This is a genomic window from Ochrobactrum sp. P6BSIII (assembly GCF_014138065.1).
Classification (GTDB): domain Bacteria; phylum Pseudomonadota; class Alphaproteobacteria; order Rhizobiales; family Rhizobiaceae; genus Brucella.
The window spans coordinates 258,748-274,134 of sequence record NZ_JACGXB010000002.1 but is presented as its reverse complement, the minus strand read 5'-3'; the positions used below and the strand labels follow the sequence as shown (position 1 = coordinate 274,134).

The window sequence follows — 15,387 nt, the reverse complement described above, 5'->3', positions numbered from 1 at the left end:
AAGAAGCGTATGAACCGACGATATGACGTTGTTTATTTGCACATTATGCCGTAATAATTATGCACTATGCCGACAAATGCAGACCTGAATCTCATCGCCCTCCTCCGTGAAAACGCCCGCGCCTCCACAGCCGAGCTTGCAAGACGCCTTGGCGTCTCGCGAACGACGGTGCAAAGCCGCATTGAAAAGCTGGAAAAGCAGGGGGTAATCGAGGGCTATACCGTTCGAATCGCACCGGAATTCGAGCGCGATCTCGTGCGAGCGCACGTACTGGTAACAGCGCTACCCAAACTCGCGCCAAAGGTTGAAACCGCGTTGCGCGGCATGATGACGGTGCGGACGCTGCACTCCGTCAGCGGCCATTTCGATATGATTGTGGTGGTAGAAGCACCGTCCATTCAGGAACTGGATGCGGTTCTCGACAGGATCGGCGCGCTGGAAGGCGTGGAACGCACCATGTCGTCCATCGTGCTTTCCACGCGCATCGACCGGTAAACGAGTAGCTTTGGCCTCGGTCAGTCCTTCGAACTGCCTTCCCATCCGGCATAGAAAACGCCGTTCTGCTTTTCCATGAAAGCGGTCACTGCCTCAACTTCATGAGGCTCGATGGAGGTGCTGACCAATGTTGCCAGAATCTCGACCGTTTTTGCGTTGCGATCGGTTATCTCCACATCGCTGACAGGATATTTCGCGTCTTCCAGCTTTTCGACCAGCAATTCGCGTATTTCTTCCATCCCCTCATGTGAAGCGATGACACGCACTTCATAGGTCTGTTCCAGTGCCCGCTCGTGGATCGGGATGCGGCTGATGAGATTGACGAGGTGACGCAGAAGCGTATTCCCGAACAGGATAAAGGCCGTGAGCAATGCGGCTTCGGCGACCATGTCGGTTCCTGCGAATGCGCCCACCGCTGCCGAACACCAGAGCGTTGCCGCGGTGTTGAGACCGCGCACATTCATGCCCTCTTTCATGATGACGCCCGCGCCGAGAAAACCGACACCCGAAACGACATATGAAATGACACGCGTAGCCTCGGGCGCACCAGCAATCCGCACGGCGAGATCGACGAAAGCGGCAGCGCCGAGCGCCACCAGAGCATTGGTACGCAGGCCGGCAGTGCGCTGGCGATACTGGCGCTCCGCACCAATCAGCGTGCCAAAAATGAATGCTGCCGTCAGGCTAATGACCGTGTCGAAAAAGGGAAAAAGCTCAAATGTCTTCAAAAACTGCATGGCAAAAAGTCCTTATTTGCCGGGCATATATAACAGTTCCTTGAAACGAATATGACGGCACACCGGAGTATGCCGTCATACAATTTAAACATGCGTCTCGACTGTTAGTACAGCAGGCGTGCGCGGATCGTGCCGGGGATTTCGCGCATGGCATTCAGAATGTCATCGCTGGCTTCGCCCACACCGTCAGCTTCCATCACAAGGTAACCGACTTCGCCGTCCGTCTGCAAAAACTGGCTGGCGATGTTGATGCCGTGCGTGGAGAAAATGTTCATCAGGCTGTTGAGGATGCCCGGACGGTTTTCGTGCACATGCATAAAGCGTGTGCCGGTCGGACGTGGCGGCAGCTGAACCTGCGGGAAGTTCACAGCGCCAAGCGTCGAGCCAACATCGGAATATTCAATCAGCTTGCGCGTGACTTCGATGCCGATGCGCTCCTGCGCTTCTTCCGTCGAACCGCCAATATGCGGCGTCAGAATGACATTTTCGATATTCTGAATAGGCGAAACGAACTTGTCATTGTTCGATGCAGGCTCGACCGGGAAAACGTCGATAGCTGCACCGGCAAGGTGGCCTTCCTGAAGAACCTTGGCCAGCGCCTCCAGATCGACAACCGTGCCGCGTGCGTTGTTGATGAGGAAGGCGCCCTTCTTCATCTTGCGCAGCTTGGCTTCGGTAATCAGCTTGGACGTGGACTTGTTCGACGGAACATGCAGGCTGACGACATCGGAAATCTTCAGCAGCTCATCAAGGCTCGCCGTTGGCTTCACATTGCCATATTGCAGCTTGTCAGACGTATCGTAGTAGCGAACGGTCATGCCAAGGCTTTCGGCCAGATTGCCGACCTGCGAGCCGATATTGCCATAGCCGATGATGCCAAGCGTCTTGCCACGCACTTCACGGCTGCCCGTCGCCGTCTTGTCCCAGCCGCCGGCATGAGCCGATACGGAACGCGAGAAAATGCGGCGCATCAGCATGATGATCTCGCCGATCACCAGCTCAGCAACCGAGCGCGTGTTGGAGAACGGTGCGTTGAAAACCGGGATACCGCGCTTGCGGGCGGCTTTCAGATCGACCTGATTGGTGCCAACGGAAAAGCAGCCGACAGCCACCAGACGGTTCGCCGCAGCGAAGATCTCTTCGGTCAGCTGCGTGCGCGAGCGGATGCCGATAATATGCGCGTGCGAAATCGCTTCGATCAGATCGGCTTTGTCCAGCGCTTTGGGCAGGTGCGTGACATTGGTGTAGCCGGAGGATTTGAAATACTCGACGGCGGTCTGGTTGATGCCTTCGAGAAGAAGAACATTGATGCGATCACGGGCGAAAGAAAGACGTTCGGTCATTGTCAAGGTTTCCAGGCTGGAACAGCAAACGGTCGGATTACGACATGAATGAAGGCAAATCTGTCGTCAATACGATATTTTCACGCACGTCAGCTGCTTGCGCGGTGGGAGGCCGCCAGTTCTTGTTGCGCGGGTGCTTTAACACCGGAGAACCGCCGGGTACAGATATTAACGCTTCCGCTCGCAAAAAAGTTAATGCTGATAAGCCTGCATCAGCCAGTCCTCATTCGGACGGCTCGATTTTCCGGAAAGTGCCGGGGCTGCGTCCCATCCATTTCTGAAAGGCGCGATAGAATGCGCTGGGCTCGCTATAGCCGAGTTCGGCAGCCACTTCCGCAACAGTCAGCCTGCCCTCTGTCAAAAGCTGCTGGGCCGTCACGAAGCGCAACTCATCCTTGATTGTCCCGAAGCTTTGACCTTCGGCTTTAAGCCTGCGCCGCAGTGTCGGTGCGGACATTTTCAGTTGACCGGCCATCTCCTCGAATGAAGGCCATTCCTGCGCGGGAGTGTGGCTCAACTGCGCGCGAACTCGCGAGGAGATATCGTGGTCGTGACGATAGCGGATCAGGATATTGGCCGGAGCCTCGCGCAGAAAACTTTCCAGCGCCACATCGCTGCGAATGATCGGCAGAGTAAGATAGGATGAATCGAAGACCAGCCGCGTTGTCGGCTGATCGAATAGCACCGGCGCACCGAAGAATTTTCGATAATCCTGCCGGTCCTCTGGTGCCGGGCAGGCAAAGTCCAGCGTTCGCAAAGGGATGCGCCGCCCCACCAGCCAGCAAGCCACGCCCATCAGGATCAGCCAGTACGCGCGATAGGCAAAGGCCGGTCGTGGCGGGCCCGCATCCGTCAGCACCACATGCGCCATGCCGTCACGTATGCGCAATTCGCCACGCGGATCATCCAACACGACATTCAGAAACTGCAAGGCACGGCGCATGGCGCGCTCCAGAGTACCCGCATGCAGAACGGCATGACAGAGCAGATTGAAGCTGCCGGGCCGCATCGGGCGCGCTGCCAGACCGAAGAACTCGTCATCGATGGTCTCGGCAATCAGCCACCACAGGCGACCATATTGGATATTCGTGACCGGCTCGACCAACCTGTCCGGCAAGCCGACTGCGGCCATCAATGGCGCTGTATCAATGCCCCGCTGACGCACGCTTTCCAGAGCGTCCTCAACGAAGCCGGGTGTGATATTATGGCGTTCCATGAACTGATCTATATTGCAAAAACGATCAGCAATTAAGACCTCTAATGTCATTGTTTGCAATGATTGAGCGATTAACCTCACTATAGCAGCGTTCCAAGAGGAGTTGGCGTTGCGGTGAGAAGTCTGGGAGGAATACCGGAATGACTGAAGCGTCTGCTGTCACGCAGCGTGTGCGTTATGATGACGCCGTGGCTAAGTTTGAACTCGATCATGCCATCACACAGCTCGTGGGCAATCCCGACACCGGCCTTAATGGCTGCGTTGAATGCTGCGACCGTTATGTCGGCGAGAACCGCATAGCGCTGCACGCGATTTCCGCTGACGGCCAGTTGACCGAACTCACCTTTGAAGAACTGCGCGATCTCTCCGCAAAGGTCGGCAATGTGCTGAAGGACGCTGGCGTCAGCGCTGGTGATGTCGTTGCGGGGCTGCTGCATCGCACACCGGAACTGGTTGCAACCATTCTCGGCGCATGGCGCATCGGTGCCGTTTATCAGCCGCTCTTCACCGCTTTCGGCCCCAAGGCCATCGACCATCGTCTCAAGACAAGCGACTCGAAACTGGTCGTCACCAATCTTGCCAATCGCAGCAAGCTGGATGAAGTCGAAAATTGCCCGCAAGTCGCAACGATACTCGCCCCCGGCGAGACGGCACCCGCCGGTGATATCGATTTCCGCGCAGCCCTTGCTGCAGCCTCCACCGATTGCCCGCCCGTCATGCGCAAGGGCGATGATCTGTTCATGATGATGTCCACCTCCGGGACAGCTGGTCTGCCGAAAGGCGTGCCGGTTCCGCTTTTCGCGCTGCTCGCTTTCGGCGCCTATATGCGCGAAGCCGTGGGTTTGCGGTCCGACGACATCTTCTGGAATATTGCCGATCCGGGCTGGGCTTACGGGCTTTACTATGCCGTGACAGGTCCACTGCAACTTGGCATTGCCACCACGCTTTACGAAGGCGGCTTTAACGCCGAAAGCACCTACAACATCATCGAACGTCTGGGCGTGACCAGTCTGGCCGGTTCGCCAACCGCATTTCGCCTGCTGATGGCAGCAGGCCCGGAAGCGGCCGCCCGCATTAAGGGGCGTCTGCGCGTGGTTTCCAGTGCAGGTGAGCCACTTAATCCAGAAGTGATCCGCTGGTTTGATGCCAATCTCGGTGCGCCTATCCACGACCATTATGGCCAGACCGAACTCGGCATGGTGGTCAACAACCATCACGGCCTTGAACATTCAGTTCGTCAGGGTTCGGCGGGTTATGCCATGCCGGGCTATCGCGTCGCTGTTCTGGATGAAGCCGGACATGAACTCGGCCCCAACCAGCCAGGTATCCTGTCCATCGATATCGCAAAATCGCCACTGCTCTGGTTTTCCGGCTACTACAAACAGGAAACGCCAGCCATTGCGGACGGCTATTATCGCACCGGCGATACAGTGGAATTCGAAGACGACGGTTCCGTCAGCTTCATTGGCCGTGCCGATGATGTCATCACCTCATCCGGTTATCGCATCGGACCGTTCGACGTGGAAAGCGCCCTGCTTGAGCACCCGGCGGTCAACGAGGCGGCGGTCGTCGGTGTTCCCGATCCGCAGCGCACGGAAATCGTCAAGGCATTCGTCATTCTCGCGCCCGGCCATGTGGGCACGCCCGCGCTTGCCGAAGAGCTGGCGCAACATGTGAAGAAGCGGCTTTCGGCCCATGCCTATCCGCGCGAGATCGATTTCGTCAGCGAACTGCCGAAGACGCCAAGCGGGAAAATCCAGCGCTTTCTGCTGCGCAAGGCGGAAATCGACAAACAGCAACAGACAAAAGCCTGAGGTAAAATTATGCAGATTCAAGATCGGGTATTTCTGATCACCGGCGCAGGTTCCGGCCTCGGCGCGGCTGTGGCCAAGATGGTTGTCGAAGCTGGCGGCAAGGTCGCACTTCTCGATGTCAATGCTGAGGCCGGTGAAGCGGCGGCGAAAGCGCTTGGCGCATCCGCGCTTTTCCAGCGCACCGACGTTACGAGCGAAGCGGATGGACAGGCAGCCATCGCCGCCGCGCTCAAGGCCTTTGGCCGTATCGATGCGCTCGTCAATTGCGCAGGCGTTGCGCCAGGCGAAAAGGTACTGGGCCGCGAAGGCCCGCACAAATTCGACAGTTTCGCGCGCACCATTTCGATCAATCTGATCGGCACGTTCAACATGCTGCGGCTCGCAGCCGAAGCCATGGCGAAGAATGAACCGGGCGATGGCGGCGAACGCGGGTTGATCATCAACACCGCCTCGGTTGCCGCCTTTGACGGCCAGATCGGACAAGCAGCCTATTCCGCCTCGAAAGGCGGCGTTGCAGCCATGACCCTGCCCGTCGCGCGTGAACTGGCGCGCCATGGCATCCGTGTCATGACGATTGCGCCTGGCATCTTCGAAACGCCGATGATGGCAGGCATGCCGCAGGAAGTGCAGGACGCGCTCGGCGCATCGGTGCCGTTCCCGTCGCGTCTTGGACGCCCGGCGGAATATGCAGCACTCGTGCGCCACATTGCGGAAAACCAAATGCTCAACGGCGAAGTCATCCGTCTCGACGGTGCGCTGCGCATGGCTGCGAAATAAACACATCATCAGGAAGCGAGGAACGATCATGTCCAACAGCGATCCTATTGTTATTGTCGGCGCAACCCGCACGCCTATGGGCGGCTTTCAGGGCGACTTTTCCGGCGCACTGGCGACCGATCTCGGCGCGGCCGCCATCAGCGGTGCGCTGGCAGGTGCCGGTCTAGCCGCGGAAGCCGTCGAAGAAGTGTTCATGGGTTGTGTCCTGCCTGCCGGTCAGGGACAGGCCCCGGCGCGTCAGGCTTCGATCAAGGCCGGTCTGCCCCTTTCGACAGGCGCCACCACCGTCAACAAAATGTGCGGCTCGGGCATGAAGGCAACCATGCTGGCGCATGATCTTCTGCTGGCTGGTTCGGCAGATGTAATCGTTTCGGGCGGCATGGAAAGCATGACCAACGCGCCCTATCTGCTGCCCAAGGCTCGTGGCGGCTATCGCATGGGCCATGGCCAGATTCTGGATCATATGTTCCTCGACGGGCTTGAAGACGCCTATGACAAGGGCCGCCTGATGGGCACTTTTGCGGAAGATTGTGCAGAAGCCTACCAGTTCACCCGTGAAGCGCAGGACGAATTCGCCATTGCATCGCTGACCCGTGCCCAGAAGGCTATCAAGGACGGTCTGTTTGCGGCAGAGATCACCCCCGTCACCGTGAAATCCGGTCGCGCCGAGGTTCAGGTTTCAGTTGATGAACAGCCCGGCAAGGCGAAGATCGACAAGATCCCTTCACTGCGCCCTGCCTTCCGCGACGGCGGCACGGTAACAGCGGCCAATTCGTCATCGATTTCCGATGGCGCTGCAGCACTCGTGCTGATGCGTGCGTCGGAAGCGGAAAAACGCGGCCTCACGCCACGCGCGGTGCTGGTCGGCCATGCGACCTATGCCGACAAGCCGAACCTTTTTGCCACTGCGCCTATCGGTGCAATCAACAAGCTTTCGGACAAGATCGGCTGGAACCTCAAGGATGTCGATCTGTTCGAGATCAACGAGGCTTTCGCGGTTGTCGCCATGGCGGCCATGCGCGATCTCGATCTGCCACATGACAAGGTCAATATCCATGGTGGCGCTTGCGCGCTTGGGCACCCCATCGGCGCTTCAGGCGCACGCATTCTGGTGACACTGCTTGCCGCACTGGAAACGCATGGTCTGAAGCGCGGCGTGGCTGGCATCTGCCTTGGCGGCGGCGAAGCCACTTCCATCGGCATTGAAAGGATCGTGTGATGCTTCTGACCGATACGCAGGAGCAGATCCGCGACGCAGTCCGCGATTTCGCGCAGGAGCGTCTTGCGCCGGGTGCTGCCCAGCGTGACCGGGAACATGCCTTCCCGCGCGCGGAACTGACCGAAATGGGCGAACTAGGTTTTCTCGGCATGCTTGTGCCGGAAGAATGGGGCGGCTCCGACCTCGGCATGGTGGCTTATGCGCTGGCTCTGGAAGAAATCGCGGCAGGCGACGGCGCTTGCTCGACCATCGTTTCGGTGCATTCCTCGGTCGGCTGCGCGCCAATCCTGCGTTTCGGAACAGAAGACCAGAAGCGCCGCTTCCTGCCCAAGATGGCATCGGGTGAATGGATTGGCGGTTTTGCATTGACGGAGCCGCAGGCCGGGTCCGACGCGTCGGCCCTGAAAACCCGCGCGCGGCTTGACGGCGATCACTATGTGATCGACGGTTCCAAACAATTCATCACCTCCGGCAAAAATGGCAGTGTAGTGATTGTTTTTGCTGTCACCGACCCGGCGGCTGGCAAAAAGGGCATTTCGGCCTTTATCGCGCCAACCGACACGCCGGGCTACGAGGTCATGTCGGTCGAACACAAGCTCGGCCAGCATTCGTCCGACACCTGTGCACTGGCTTTCACCAATATGCGGGTGCCGGTGGAAAACAGGCTGGGAGCGGAAGGCGAAGGCTATAAAATTGCACTTGCCAATCTTGAAGGCGGGCGCATCGGCATTGCCGCGCAAGCAGTCGGCATGGCGCGTGCCGCTTTCGAGACAGCCCGCGACTACGCCAAGGAACGCATCACGTTCGGCAAGCCGATTGCCGAGCATCAGGCCATTGCGTTCCGCCTTGCCGATATGGCTACGAAGATTGAAACGGCGCGCCAGATGGTTCTGCACGCCGCAGCCTTGCGCGAAGCGGGCAAGCCTTGCCTGACGGAAGCGTCTATGGGCAAGCTTGTGGCGTCGGAAATGGCGGAGGAAGTCTGCTCCGCCGCAATCCAGATTCACGGCGGTTATGGCTACCTTGCCGATTATCCCGTTGAGCGCATCTATCGGGATGTGCGCGTCTGCCAGATTTATGAAGGCACGAGCGAAGTTCAGCGACTGGTAATCGCGCGCGGGCTTTAGCTCTTCAATACCTTGTCGTGAATGATCATGCCTGCCGCCATGGCAGCGACAAACAACCAGACCTGCGGCAAGCCGATAGACAAGGCCGAGACCGCAGGTCCGGGGCAGAACCCCGCCAATCCCCAGCCAAGACCGAACAGCGCCGAGCCAACCAGCAGAGGCCGGTCGATCTGTGTCTTTTCAGGCAGGTGAAAACTGTCGTCCAGTACCGGCTTTGCCAGCTTGCGTTGCAGCATTACGCCCGGAATGGCAACCAGCAGCGCGCCGCCGAGCACGAATGCAAGGCTGGGGTCCCAGTGACCGCTGGCTATGTTCAGAAAGCCCTGCACGCGTGACGGGTCGATCATGCCCGATAGAGACAATCCGAACCCGAACAGTGCGCCTGCAAAAAGTGCTGCCGCGAGGCGGTAATAAGCAAATCTGTTCATAGCAGAACTCCCGCGAGGGTTGCCGCAACAACGCCTGTAACCAGAAAGGTGATCGTCGCGGCGATAGAGCGTTTGGAAAAGCGCGCCATGCCGAGGATACCGTGGCCGGATGTGCAGCCGGAGCCCATACGCGTTCCGATACCAACCAGAAGACCCGCCACGATGATGACCGGCCAGAAAGCGGCAATAGTTGTGGCAGGAAAGCTTCCGAAAAACGCGGCATAGACCACAGGTCCAAGAATGAGGCCAAGAACGAATGTTGCATTGAGCGCGGCTTGGCTTCCGTTCAGCAACCGGCCGACGATACCGCTGATACCAGCGATACGGCCGTTGAAGATCAGAAGGAAAATTGCGGCTGCACCGAGCAACATGCCGCCCGCCAGCGACTGGAGATAGGTCACCATGACAAAGCTCCCTTCGGCGCGTCATGACAGAAGATACCATACAGCGCCTCGATGAGCTGCGCCGCCTTGGTTTCCGTCAGGCGATAGAAAATCTGCTTGGCTTCACGCCGGGTCTCGACGATGCCGGATTCGCGCAGCACACCGAGTTGCTGCGACAAGGTTGGTTGACGAATGCCCAGCCCCTGTTCCAGTTCGCCAACCGAATATTCTTTTTCCGCCAGCGCACAGGCCAGCATCAGACGGGCTGGATGCGACAGGGTGCGCAGCAATTCGGCGACTTCGCCTGCGCGATCTTCCATCTGGTGGCGCGACATGTCGGGACTGGTGTCCGTGACCATATTCATCAGGCAACTCCAAATTCAATATACACTTACATATAATGTATATTGATAAAATCAAGTGCGGCATCTGGAGTTGCCTGAATGCAAAAATCACCGCCATCCTGACGAATGGCGGTGATCGATATCAACCGAGAAATTCCTGAACAGCGGTCAGTTCGGTCTGGCGCAGTTCATGTCCGCCCGGATGCCAGACAAGATTGACGCCTGCCTTCTGGCTTTCAAAATAGCGCGCCAGCGCCTCTGTGAAATCCGGCGGGCAGATGGGGTCCATACGGCCAGCCGTTATCAGGATTTGCGTGCCTTCCAAACCCGGATTATCTGCCGGTTTAAATGGGATCAGCGGATGCAGAAGCACCGCCTTGTCGAATATCCTGCCCTTCTCGATCAGGAGATTGGCCATGATATTGGCCCCGTTGGAATAGCCAAGGGCAATCACTTCCGACGGCTTATATTCTTCGACCAGAGCGGCAATATACCCGGCCATCTTGTCCGTAGCGCGGGCAAGATCCTGCATATCGTAGACACCCTCGCCCGTCCGACGGAAAAAGCGGGCCGCACCAAATTCCGACACGTCACCGCGCGGAGAGACGATTGTCGCCTCCGGCAAAAGCTGTTCAGCCAAACCGAAAAACTGGTTTTCATCACCGCCCGTGCCATGAAAGACAATGAACAGCGGCGCTCCGACCGCACCGGCCTTCAGCCGGTGCACGTAGGTCTGATTGGTCATTATTGGTCTCCTCAAGCGTGCTTAAATCTTGTCGAGATGTTCTTCGAGATAAGCACGAAGATGCTGGTGCTGCGACGGCAGCTTCAGAGCTTCGCCCAGATGTGCGGTATCCTCGTCGCGATCAAAGCCGGGTTCGTTGGTTGCCACTTCGAACAAGACACCGCCCGGGGTCCGGAAGTAGATCGCCCAGAAATAATCGCGATCGATCACCGGCGTGACATTATAGCCGGTATCCATCAGCGCCTTGCGGACTTCGAGCTGCTTTTCGCGATTTTCAACCGCGAAGGCGACGTGATGAACCGAACCTGCTCCTTGCTGGTTGCGTCCGACAGAAGGCAAGGTCTGAAGATCGATTACGCCGGCCCCGTTGCCTTCCGGCATGATGAGGCGGGTAATGCCGTCCTTCGCATCCAGCTTCTGATAGCCCATATATTTGAGCAGTTCCGAAGTTGCACCCTCGTCACGCAAACGCATTGAGACCGAATGAAAGCCGCGAATGGCATGGTCGGCATCGATGCCTTCATGCGCCCAAGGCTCACGTGGATCGTCCTTCACCTCAACCAGAGCGAAACTGTCACCGTCTGGGCCGCGGAAGAAGACGCGCTTTTCGCCGAAAGCTTCATCTTCCGATTCGACCTTTACGGCAGACTGCGCGAAGCGATCCTTCCAGAAGCCAAGCGAACCTTGCGGTACAGCAAACACAGTCGTGCCAACCTCACCCGTACCATCGCGACCGCGCTGGATACCGGGGAACGGGAAATAGGTCATGACCGTACCCGGTGTGCCGACTTCATCGCCGTAATAAAGGTGATAAACACTCGGATCATCGAAGTTCACGGTTTTCTTGACGCGGCGCAGTCCCAGCACATTCGTAAAGAACTTGTTGTTCGAACGGGCATCTGCTGCCAGCGATGTGACGTGATGGAGGCCTTTGATCTGATTAAGCATGGCGATCTCTCCTGTTGTGTTGCAGCAAGATATAATGATCGAAATGCATCTGGATATATTGACAATCATACACAGATTGTTTCCAGATAGAATACAATAGACAGCCCCGACTATTAGGGTATGGACGCCGGGGCGTTAGAAAGTTTAGCTAGAGCATTTCCAGCAAAAGTGCGTAGCGGTTTTGCGTAGGACAATGCGTAAAAACAAATAGATAGAGCGGTTTCACGATTCCGTTTTGACCGGAACCACTCTAGTCTCTATCGCAATGACAAAGAAAGGCCCTCCATGGCGTCCGGCTTGTTTGCACTTCTCGATGACGTGGCAGCAATCGCAAAAATGGCGGCGGCCTCTTTGGATGATGTGGCAGGACAAACCGCTAAGGCCAGCGCCAAGGCCGCAGGCATTGTGATCGACGATACGGCAGTGACCCCGAAATATGTTGTCGGCCTTAAGCCGGAACGCGAATTGCCGGTGATCTGGAAAATCACCAAAGGATCGCTGCGCAACAAGCTGATTTTTCTGCTGCCGCTGGCGCTGATCCTCAGCTATTTCGCACCCGGCCTCATCATGCCGCTTCTGATGATCGGCGGCGCCTATCTTGCCTTCGAAGGCACTGAAAAGCTGGTTGAGTTCTTCATTCCCCATAAGGATGAGGAAAACACCGAGACCAAGGCCTCCACTCCGAAGGAAATTGAAGCAACGACCGTGAGCGGCGCAATCAGGACAGACTTCATCCTGTCGGCCGAAATCATGGCCCTCACACTCGCAGGTCTGCCCCCTTCGAATATCTACACACAAGCAGCAATCCTTGCCTGTGTCGCAGTGCTGATCACCTTCGCCGTCTATGGCGTTGTCGGCTTTATCGTCAAAATCGATGACATGGGTGTTGCGCTTGCCCGCAATGCCCATACCGGTTTCGGCAAACGTCTCGGCAAAGGCTTGGTTGCGGGCATGCCAGTCGTGCTCAAGGTACTCAGCACCGTTGGCACTGTCGCCATGCTCTGGGTTGGCGGCAGCATTATCGTGCACGGACTGGCATCAATCGGCATTCACAGCATCGAGGAATTCATCCACAACATCGTCGCCCATCTACCAACCGAAGGCAGCAGCTTTGCCGGTGTGCTCGAATGGATCGCAACCTCTTTCCTGCAGGCCGTGCTCGCCATTCTGATCGGGATCGTCATTGTCGGCATCGTCCATGCCGTCAAGGCAATCAGGTCCAAATCCTGATCACGCCAGATAGCGCTTGAACCAGGCTATTGTTCTGTCCCAGGCAAGCTTGGCCGCAGCCTCGTCATAACGCGGCGTGGAATCATTGTGGAAGCCGTGATTGACGCCCGGATAGATATAGGCCTCGTAGGTCTTGCCGTTCTTTTTCAACGCTTCTTCATAAGCGGGCCAGCCTTCATTGATCCCCTTATCCAGCTCTGCATAATGAAGCAGAAGCGGCGCCTTGATGCGCGGAACCTCGCCAACCGGCGGCTGGCGACCATAGAACGGCACGGCGGCAGCCAGTTCCGGAAATGCGACCGCAGCCGCATTTGCAACACCACCGCCATAGCAGAAGCCGGTGATCCCGACCTTTCCGGTGGTCAGATCGCTTTTCATCATGAAATCGACGGCAGCGAAAAAGTCATTCATCAGCTTGGTCGGGTCAACCTGCTGTTGTAACTCGCGGCCCTTTTCGTCATTGCCGGGATAGCCGCCAACCGATGTGAGACCATCTGGCGCGAGCGCAATGAAGCCAGCCTTTGCAACGCGACGCGCCACATCCTCGATATAGGGATTGAGGCCACGATTCTCGTGTACCACCACGACTGCCGGAACCTTGCCTTGCACCTTGGCTGGGCGCACGAGATAGGCGCGCACATTGCCGTTCCCTTCCGGCGAGGGATAGGTGATATATTCAGGCAGAATATCGGGATCGGTGAACTCGACCTGCTGCGCCATGGCGTAATTGGGGCTAAGCGAAGCCAGAATGGCGGTTGCCGTCATCGTACCGATGGCAAACTTTGCGGCCCGGTCAAGAAACTCGCGTTTGCTGATCTTGCCGTGCGCGTAGTAATCGTAAAGTTCGAGCAGTTCCTGCGGGAAGTCCTTTGCCGTCAGACGTGTCATGGTCAGCCCTTTCCTTTGAGGACGATCAGTCTAACACAGGCCATAATCTGGTAAATGACAGATACCCCGCGCAGACAAGCGCGGGATATCCTCGGTCGTTGCGATCAGCGATAAACGATACCGCCGTCCGTCAGGATGGCCTGACCCGTGATGTAATCGGAATCCGCGCTTGCCAGGAAGGAAACGAGGGATGCCACATCATCCGGCGTCTGGGCGCGACCGAGCGCAATGCCGTCGACATATTTCTTGTAGGTCTCACCTTTCGGCGCGCCGGTAATCTCGGAGAAACGCTCGTCGATTTCCACCCACATATCGGTGCCGACGATGCCGGGGCAATAAGCGTTCACGGTAATGCCCGCACTTGCATATTCCTTGGCCGCGGCCTGCGTCAGCGCACGCACGGCGAATTTCGTCGCGGAATAAACGCCGAGCATGGCAAAGCCGTCGTGACCAGCAATGGACGAGGCGTTGATGATCTTGCCCTTCTGCTTGCGCGCCTTGAACTTGGCGGCCGCAGCCTGAATACCCCAGAGCACGCCGTCGACATTGATGCGGAAAATACGCTCAACTTCTTCCGGCTTCACATCCGCAATCGGCTGAACCTGCGCGATACCGGCATTGTTGACGATCACGTCAAAGCCGCCCAGTTCCTTTTCCGCATGATCGATAGCGGCGTAAACATCGTCGCGCTTGCTGACATCGGCCGAGAACGTCGACGCCTTGCGGCCCAAAGCTTCAACCTCTTTTTTGACAGCGGCGAGCTTGTCCGCCTTGAGGTCAACCAGAGCGATATCGAAACCATCCTTGGCCAGCCGAAGGGCAATACCCCGACCGATGCCCTGTGCCGCACCGGTAACGAGCGCAACCTTGGTGTTAGCCGACATGATTCATCCTTTCCTGAGTGATTGATGAATGGCAATGCAACGCATCCCAATGGCGATATGGAACACGTCCCGGCGCTATCAACCCATGCCAGCGGCTTGATTTCATTGATTGGGATCAAATTCCCTTTATTAGTGCAGAGAAAAATAGAAAGCCCGGCATTGCCGGGCTTTTCCAATTCTTTGATAGCCGCAAGGACTGGTTAGATATTGGGCTCGATCTTGCCTTTCGTATCGCCCTTGTTCTTGTCCTTGGCCGTGAGCTTGTCGATATAGGCAAGAAACAGCGCCGACACGACGAAGGCCAGATGGATAATCGTGAACCACATCAGCTGGTTCGATGTATAGGTCGTGGCATTCAGGAATATTTGCAACAGATGGATCGACGAGATGGCCACGATTGTCGATGCGACCTTGATCTTCAGCGAACCGGCATCGATCGTGCCCAGCCAGTGCACCTCGTCGCCTGCCTGATCAAAGCGGCTGACAAAATTCTCATAGCCGGAGATGACGACCATCACCAAAAGGCTGGCAATCAGCGCAGCATCGATCAACCCCAGTATTTTCAGGATCGTATCGGTGTCGTTCAGCGACGTGACTTTGGTGGCGAAGTCGAACAGCTTACCCGCGAAGGATACAGCATAAATCGCCAGCGCAATGGCAAGGCCCAGATAGAAAACCACCAATAGCCAGCGCGAGGCCAGAATGATGTTCTCAATGATCAATTCAATACGTTTCATGGATCCGTTTCCAGGTCTTCATTCAAGACACCTCATAAAAACTTTGCTCACCGCCAAGGATATTGGTCACGC

The 15,387-nt window shown here is 57.1% G+C and carries 18 protein-coding genes; 7 read left to right on the top strand and 11 right to left on the bottom strand.

Going from position 1 to position 15,387, the window contains the following annotated elements:
* Window positions 1–66 precede the first annotated feature (66 nt).
* Window positions 67–495, top strand: coding sequence for an Lrp/AsnC family transcriptional regulator (locus FHW00_RS03620; RefSeq protein WP_078336932.1), 429 nt, complete (start codon window positions 67–69; stop codon window positions 493–495).
* Window positions 496–515: 20 nt separating this feature from the next.
* On the opposite strand, the gene FHW00_RS03615 is transcribed toward FHW00_RS03620, so the two are convergent.
* From FHW00_RS03615 to FHW00_RS03605, 3 genes are all read right to left on the bottom strand, one after another.
* Window positions 516–1,232, bottom strand: coding sequence for an MgtC/SapB family protein (locus tag FHW00_RS03615; protein WP_078336931.1), 717 nt, complete (start codon window positions 1,230–1,232; stop codon window positions 516–518).
* A 104-nt stretch (window positions 1,233–1,336) separates the two neighbouring features.
* Window positions 1,337–2,575, bottom strand: coding sequence for a phosphoglycerate dehydrogenase (serA, locus tag FHW00_RS03610; RefSeq protein WP_078336930.1), 1,239 nt, complete (start codon window positions 2,573–2,575; stop codon window positions 1,337–1,339).
* A gap of 223 nt (window positions 2,576–2,798) precedes the next feature.
* Window positions 2,799–3,791, bottom strand: a complete 993-nt coding sequence (locus FHW00_RS03605; RefSeq protein WP_078336929.1) for an AraC family transcriptional regulator — start codon at window positions 3,789–3,791, stop codon at window positions 2,799–2,801.
* Window positions 3,792–3,931: 140 nt separating this feature from the next.
* Here FHW00_RS03605 and FHW00_RS03600 point away from each other — a divergent pair, with 140 nt between their 5' ends.
* From FHW00_RS03600 to FHW00_RS03585, 4 genes are read left to right on the top strand one after another with little or no spacing between them, the layout of a single operon-like run.
* Window positions 3,932–5,605: an acyl-CoA synthetase gene (locus tag FHW00_RS03600; RefSeq protein WP_078336928.1), complete on the top strand. Its 1,674-nt coding sequence runs from the start codon at window positions 3,932–3,934 to the stop codon at window positions 5,603–5,605.
* A 9-nt stretch (window positions 5,606–5,614) separates the two neighbouring features.
* The gene (locus tag FHW00_RS03595) at window positions 5,615–6,382 is read left to right on the top strand and encodes a 3-hydroxyacyl-CoA dehydrogenase (protein ID WP_078336927.1); all 768 of its coding nucleotides are present in this window, start codon (window positions 5,615–5,617) and stop codon (window positions 6,380–6,382) included.
* Between the two features lie 28 nt (window positions 6,383–6,410).
* Window positions 6,411–7,601, top strand: a complete 1,191-nt coding sequence (locus FHW00_RS03590) for an acetyl-CoA C-acyltransferase (RefSeq protein ID WP_078336926.1) — start codon at window positions 6,411–6,413, stop codon at window positions 7,599–7,601.
* The gene (locus FHW00_RS03585; protein ID WP_078336925.1) at window positions 7,601–8,728 is read left to right on the top strand and encodes an acyl-CoA dehydrogenase family protein; all 1,128 of its coding nucleotides are present in this window, start codon (window positions 7,601–7,603) and stop codon (window positions 8,726–8,728) included. The genes FHW00_RS03590 and FHW00_RS03585 overlap by 1 nt, the downstream gene beginning before the upstream one ends.
* Here FHW00_RS03585 and FHW00_RS03580 read toward each other — a convergent pair.
* The 5 genes from FHW00_RS03580 to FHW00_RS03560 all read right to left on the bottom strand — a co-directional run bounded on the left by FHW00_RS03580 (window position 8,725) and on the right by FHW00_RS03560 (window position 11,576).
* Entirely contained in the window at window positions 8,725–9,156 is a 432-nt protein-coding gene (locus FHW00_RS03580) for a YeeE/YedE family protein (RefSeq protein WP_078336924.1), read from the bottom strand. The two genes, FHW00_RS03585 and FHW00_RS03580, sit on opposite strands and share 4 nt — an antisense overlap.
* Window positions 9,153–9,560: a YeeE/YedE family protein gene (locus FHW00_RS03575; RefSeq protein ID WP_078336923.1), complete on the bottom strand. Its 408-nt coding sequence runs from the start codon at window positions 9,558–9,560 to the stop codon at window positions 9,153–9,155. The genes FHW00_RS03580 and FHW00_RS03575 overlap by 4 nt, the downstream gene beginning before the upstream one ends.
* Window positions 9,554–9,898, bottom strand: coding sequence for a sulfite-sensing transcriptional repressor BigR (gene bigR / locus FHW00_RS03570; protein WP_445557858.1), 345 nt, complete (start codon window positions 9,896–9,898; stop codon window positions 9,554–9,556). The genes FHW00_RS03575 and bigR overlap by 7 nt, the downstream gene beginning before the upstream one ends.
* A gap of 127 nt (window positions 9,899–10,025) precedes the next feature.
* The gene (locus tag FHW00_RS03565) at window positions 10,026–10,628 is read right to left on the bottom strand and encodes an alpha/beta hydrolase (protein WP_078336921.1); all 603 of its coding nucleotides are present in this window, start codon (window positions 10,626–10,628) and stop codon (window positions 10,026–10,028) included.
* 21 nt (window positions 10,629–10,649) lie between these two features.
* The gene (locus tag FHW00_RS03560) at window positions 10,650–11,576 is read right to left on the bottom strand and encodes a VOC family protein (RefSeq protein WP_078336920.1); all 927 of its coding nucleotides are present in this window, start codon (window positions 11,574–11,576) and stop codon (window positions 10,650–10,652) included.
* 285 nt (window positions 11,577–11,861) lie between these two features.
* On the opposite strand from FHW00_RS03560, the gene FHW00_RS03555 reads away from it, so the two are divergent.
* Window positions 11,862–12,806: a DUF808 domain-containing protein gene (locus FHW00_RS03555; RefSeq protein ID WP_078336919.1), complete on the top strand. Its 945-nt coding sequence runs from the start codon at window positions 11,862–11,864 to the stop codon at window positions 12,804–12,806.
* On the opposite strand, the gene yghX is transcribed toward FHW00_RS03555, so the two are convergent.
* Together yghX and FHW00_RS03545 are read right to left on the bottom strand one after the other, a co-directional pair.
* Complete coding sequence (yghX, locus tag FHW00_RS03550) at window positions 12,807–13,694, bottom strand: YghX family hydrolase (RefSeq protein ID WP_078336918.1); 888 nt, start codon at window positions 13,692–13,694, stop codon at window positions 12,807–12,809.
* A gap of 104 nt (window positions 13,695–13,798) precedes the next feature.
* The gene (locus FHW00_RS03545; RefSeq protein ID WP_113533438.1) at window positions 13,799–14,578 is read right to left on the bottom strand and encodes an acetoin reductase; all 780 of its coding nucleotides are present in this window, start codon (window positions 14,576–14,578) and stop codon (window positions 13,799–13,801) included.
* Window positions 14,579–14,602: 24 nt separating this feature from the next.
* Here FHW00_RS03545 and FHW00_RS03540 point away from each other — a divergent pair, with 24 nt between their 5' ends.
* Entirely contained in the window at window positions 14,603–14,782 is a 180-nt protein-coding gene (locus tag FHW00_RS03540; RefSeq protein WP_139364320.1) for a hypothetical protein, read from the top strand.
* Here FHW00_RS03540 and FHW00_RS03535 read toward each other — a convergent pair.
* Window positions 14,779–15,315, bottom strand: a complete 537-nt coding sequence (locus FHW00_RS03535) for a TIGR00645 family protein (RefSeq protein ID WP_078336917.1) — start codon at window positions 15,313–15,315, stop codon at window positions 14,779–14,781. The genes FHW00_RS03540 and FHW00_RS03535 overlap by 4 nt on opposite strands.
* Between the last annotated feature and the right edge of the window lie 72 nt (window positions 15,316–15,387).

Bases quoted from the DNA above. Each gene is read 5' to 3' on its own strand.
- FHW00_RS03585 (WP_078336925.1), top strand. From the start codon at position 7,601: ATGCTTCTGACCGATACGCAGGAGCAGATCCGCGACGCAGTCCGCGAT.
- FHW00_RS03565 (WP_078336921.1), bottom strand. From the start codon at position 10,628: ATGACCAATCAGACCTACGTGCACCGGCTGAAGGCCGGTGCGGTCGGA.
- yghX (WP_078336918.1), bottom strand. From the start codon at position 13,694: ATGACACGTCTGACGGCAAAGGACTTCCCGCAGGAACTGCTCGAACTT.
- FHW00_RS03605 (WP_078336929.1), bottom strand. From the start codon at position 3,791: ATGGAACGCCATAATATCACACCCGGCTTCGTTGAGGACGCTCTGGAA.
- FHW00_RS03555 (WP_078336919.1), top strand. From the start codon at position 11,862: ATGGCGTCCGGCTTGTTTGCACTTCTCGATGACGTGGCAGCAATCGCA.
- FHW00_RS03575 (WP_078336923.1), bottom strand. From the start codon at position 9,560: ATGGTGACCTATCTCCAGTCGCTGGCGGGCGGCATGTTGCTCGGTGCA.
- bigR (WP_445557858.1), bottom strand. From the start codon at position 9,898: ATGGTCACGGACACCAGTCCCGACATGTCGCGCCACCAGATGGAAGAT.
- FHW00_RS03535 (WP_078336917.1), bottom strand. From the start codon at position 15,315: ATGAAACGTATTGAATTGATCATTGAGAACATCATTCTGGCCTCGCGC.
- FHW00_RS03580 (WP_078336924.1), bottom strand. From the start codon at position 9,156: ATGAACAGATTTGCTTATTACCGCCTCGCGGCAGCACTTTTTGCAGGC.
- serA (WP_078336930.1), bottom strand. From the start codon at position 2,575: ATGACCGAACGTCTTTCTTTCGCCCGTGATCGCATCAATGTTCTTCTT.
- FHW00_RS03620 (WP_078336932.1), top strand. From the start codon at position 67: ATGCCGACAAATGCAGACCTGAATCTCATCGCCCTCCTCCGTGAAAAC.
- FHW00_RS03600 (WP_078336928.1), top strand. From the start codon at position 3,932: ATGACTGAAGCGTCTGCTGTCACGCAGCGTGTGCGTTATGATGACGCC.
- FHW00_RS03545 (WP_113533438.1), bottom strand. From the start codon at position 14,578: ATGTCGGCTAACACCAAGGTTGCGCTCGTTACCGGTGCGGCACAGGGC.
- FHW00_RS03595 (WP_078336927.1), top strand. From the start codon at position 5,615: ATGCAGATTCAAGATCGGGTATTTCTGATCACCGGCGCAGGTTCCGGC.
- FHW00_RS03615 (WP_078336931.1), bottom strand. From the start codon at position 1,232: ATGCAGTTTTTGAAGACATTTGAGCTTTTTCCCTTTTTCGACACGGTC.
- FHW00_RS03560 (WP_078336920.1), bottom strand. From the start codon at position 11,576: ATGCTTAATCAGATCAAAGGCCTCCATCACGTCACATCGCTGGCAGCA.
- FHW00_RS03590 (WP_078336926.1), top strand. From the start codon at position 6,411: ATGTCCAACAGCGATCCTATTGTTATTGTCGGCGCAACCCGCACGCCT.
- FHW00_RS03540 (WP_139364320.1), top strand. From the start codon at position 14,603: ATGAATGGCAATGCAACGCATCCCAATGGCGATATGGAACACGTCCCG.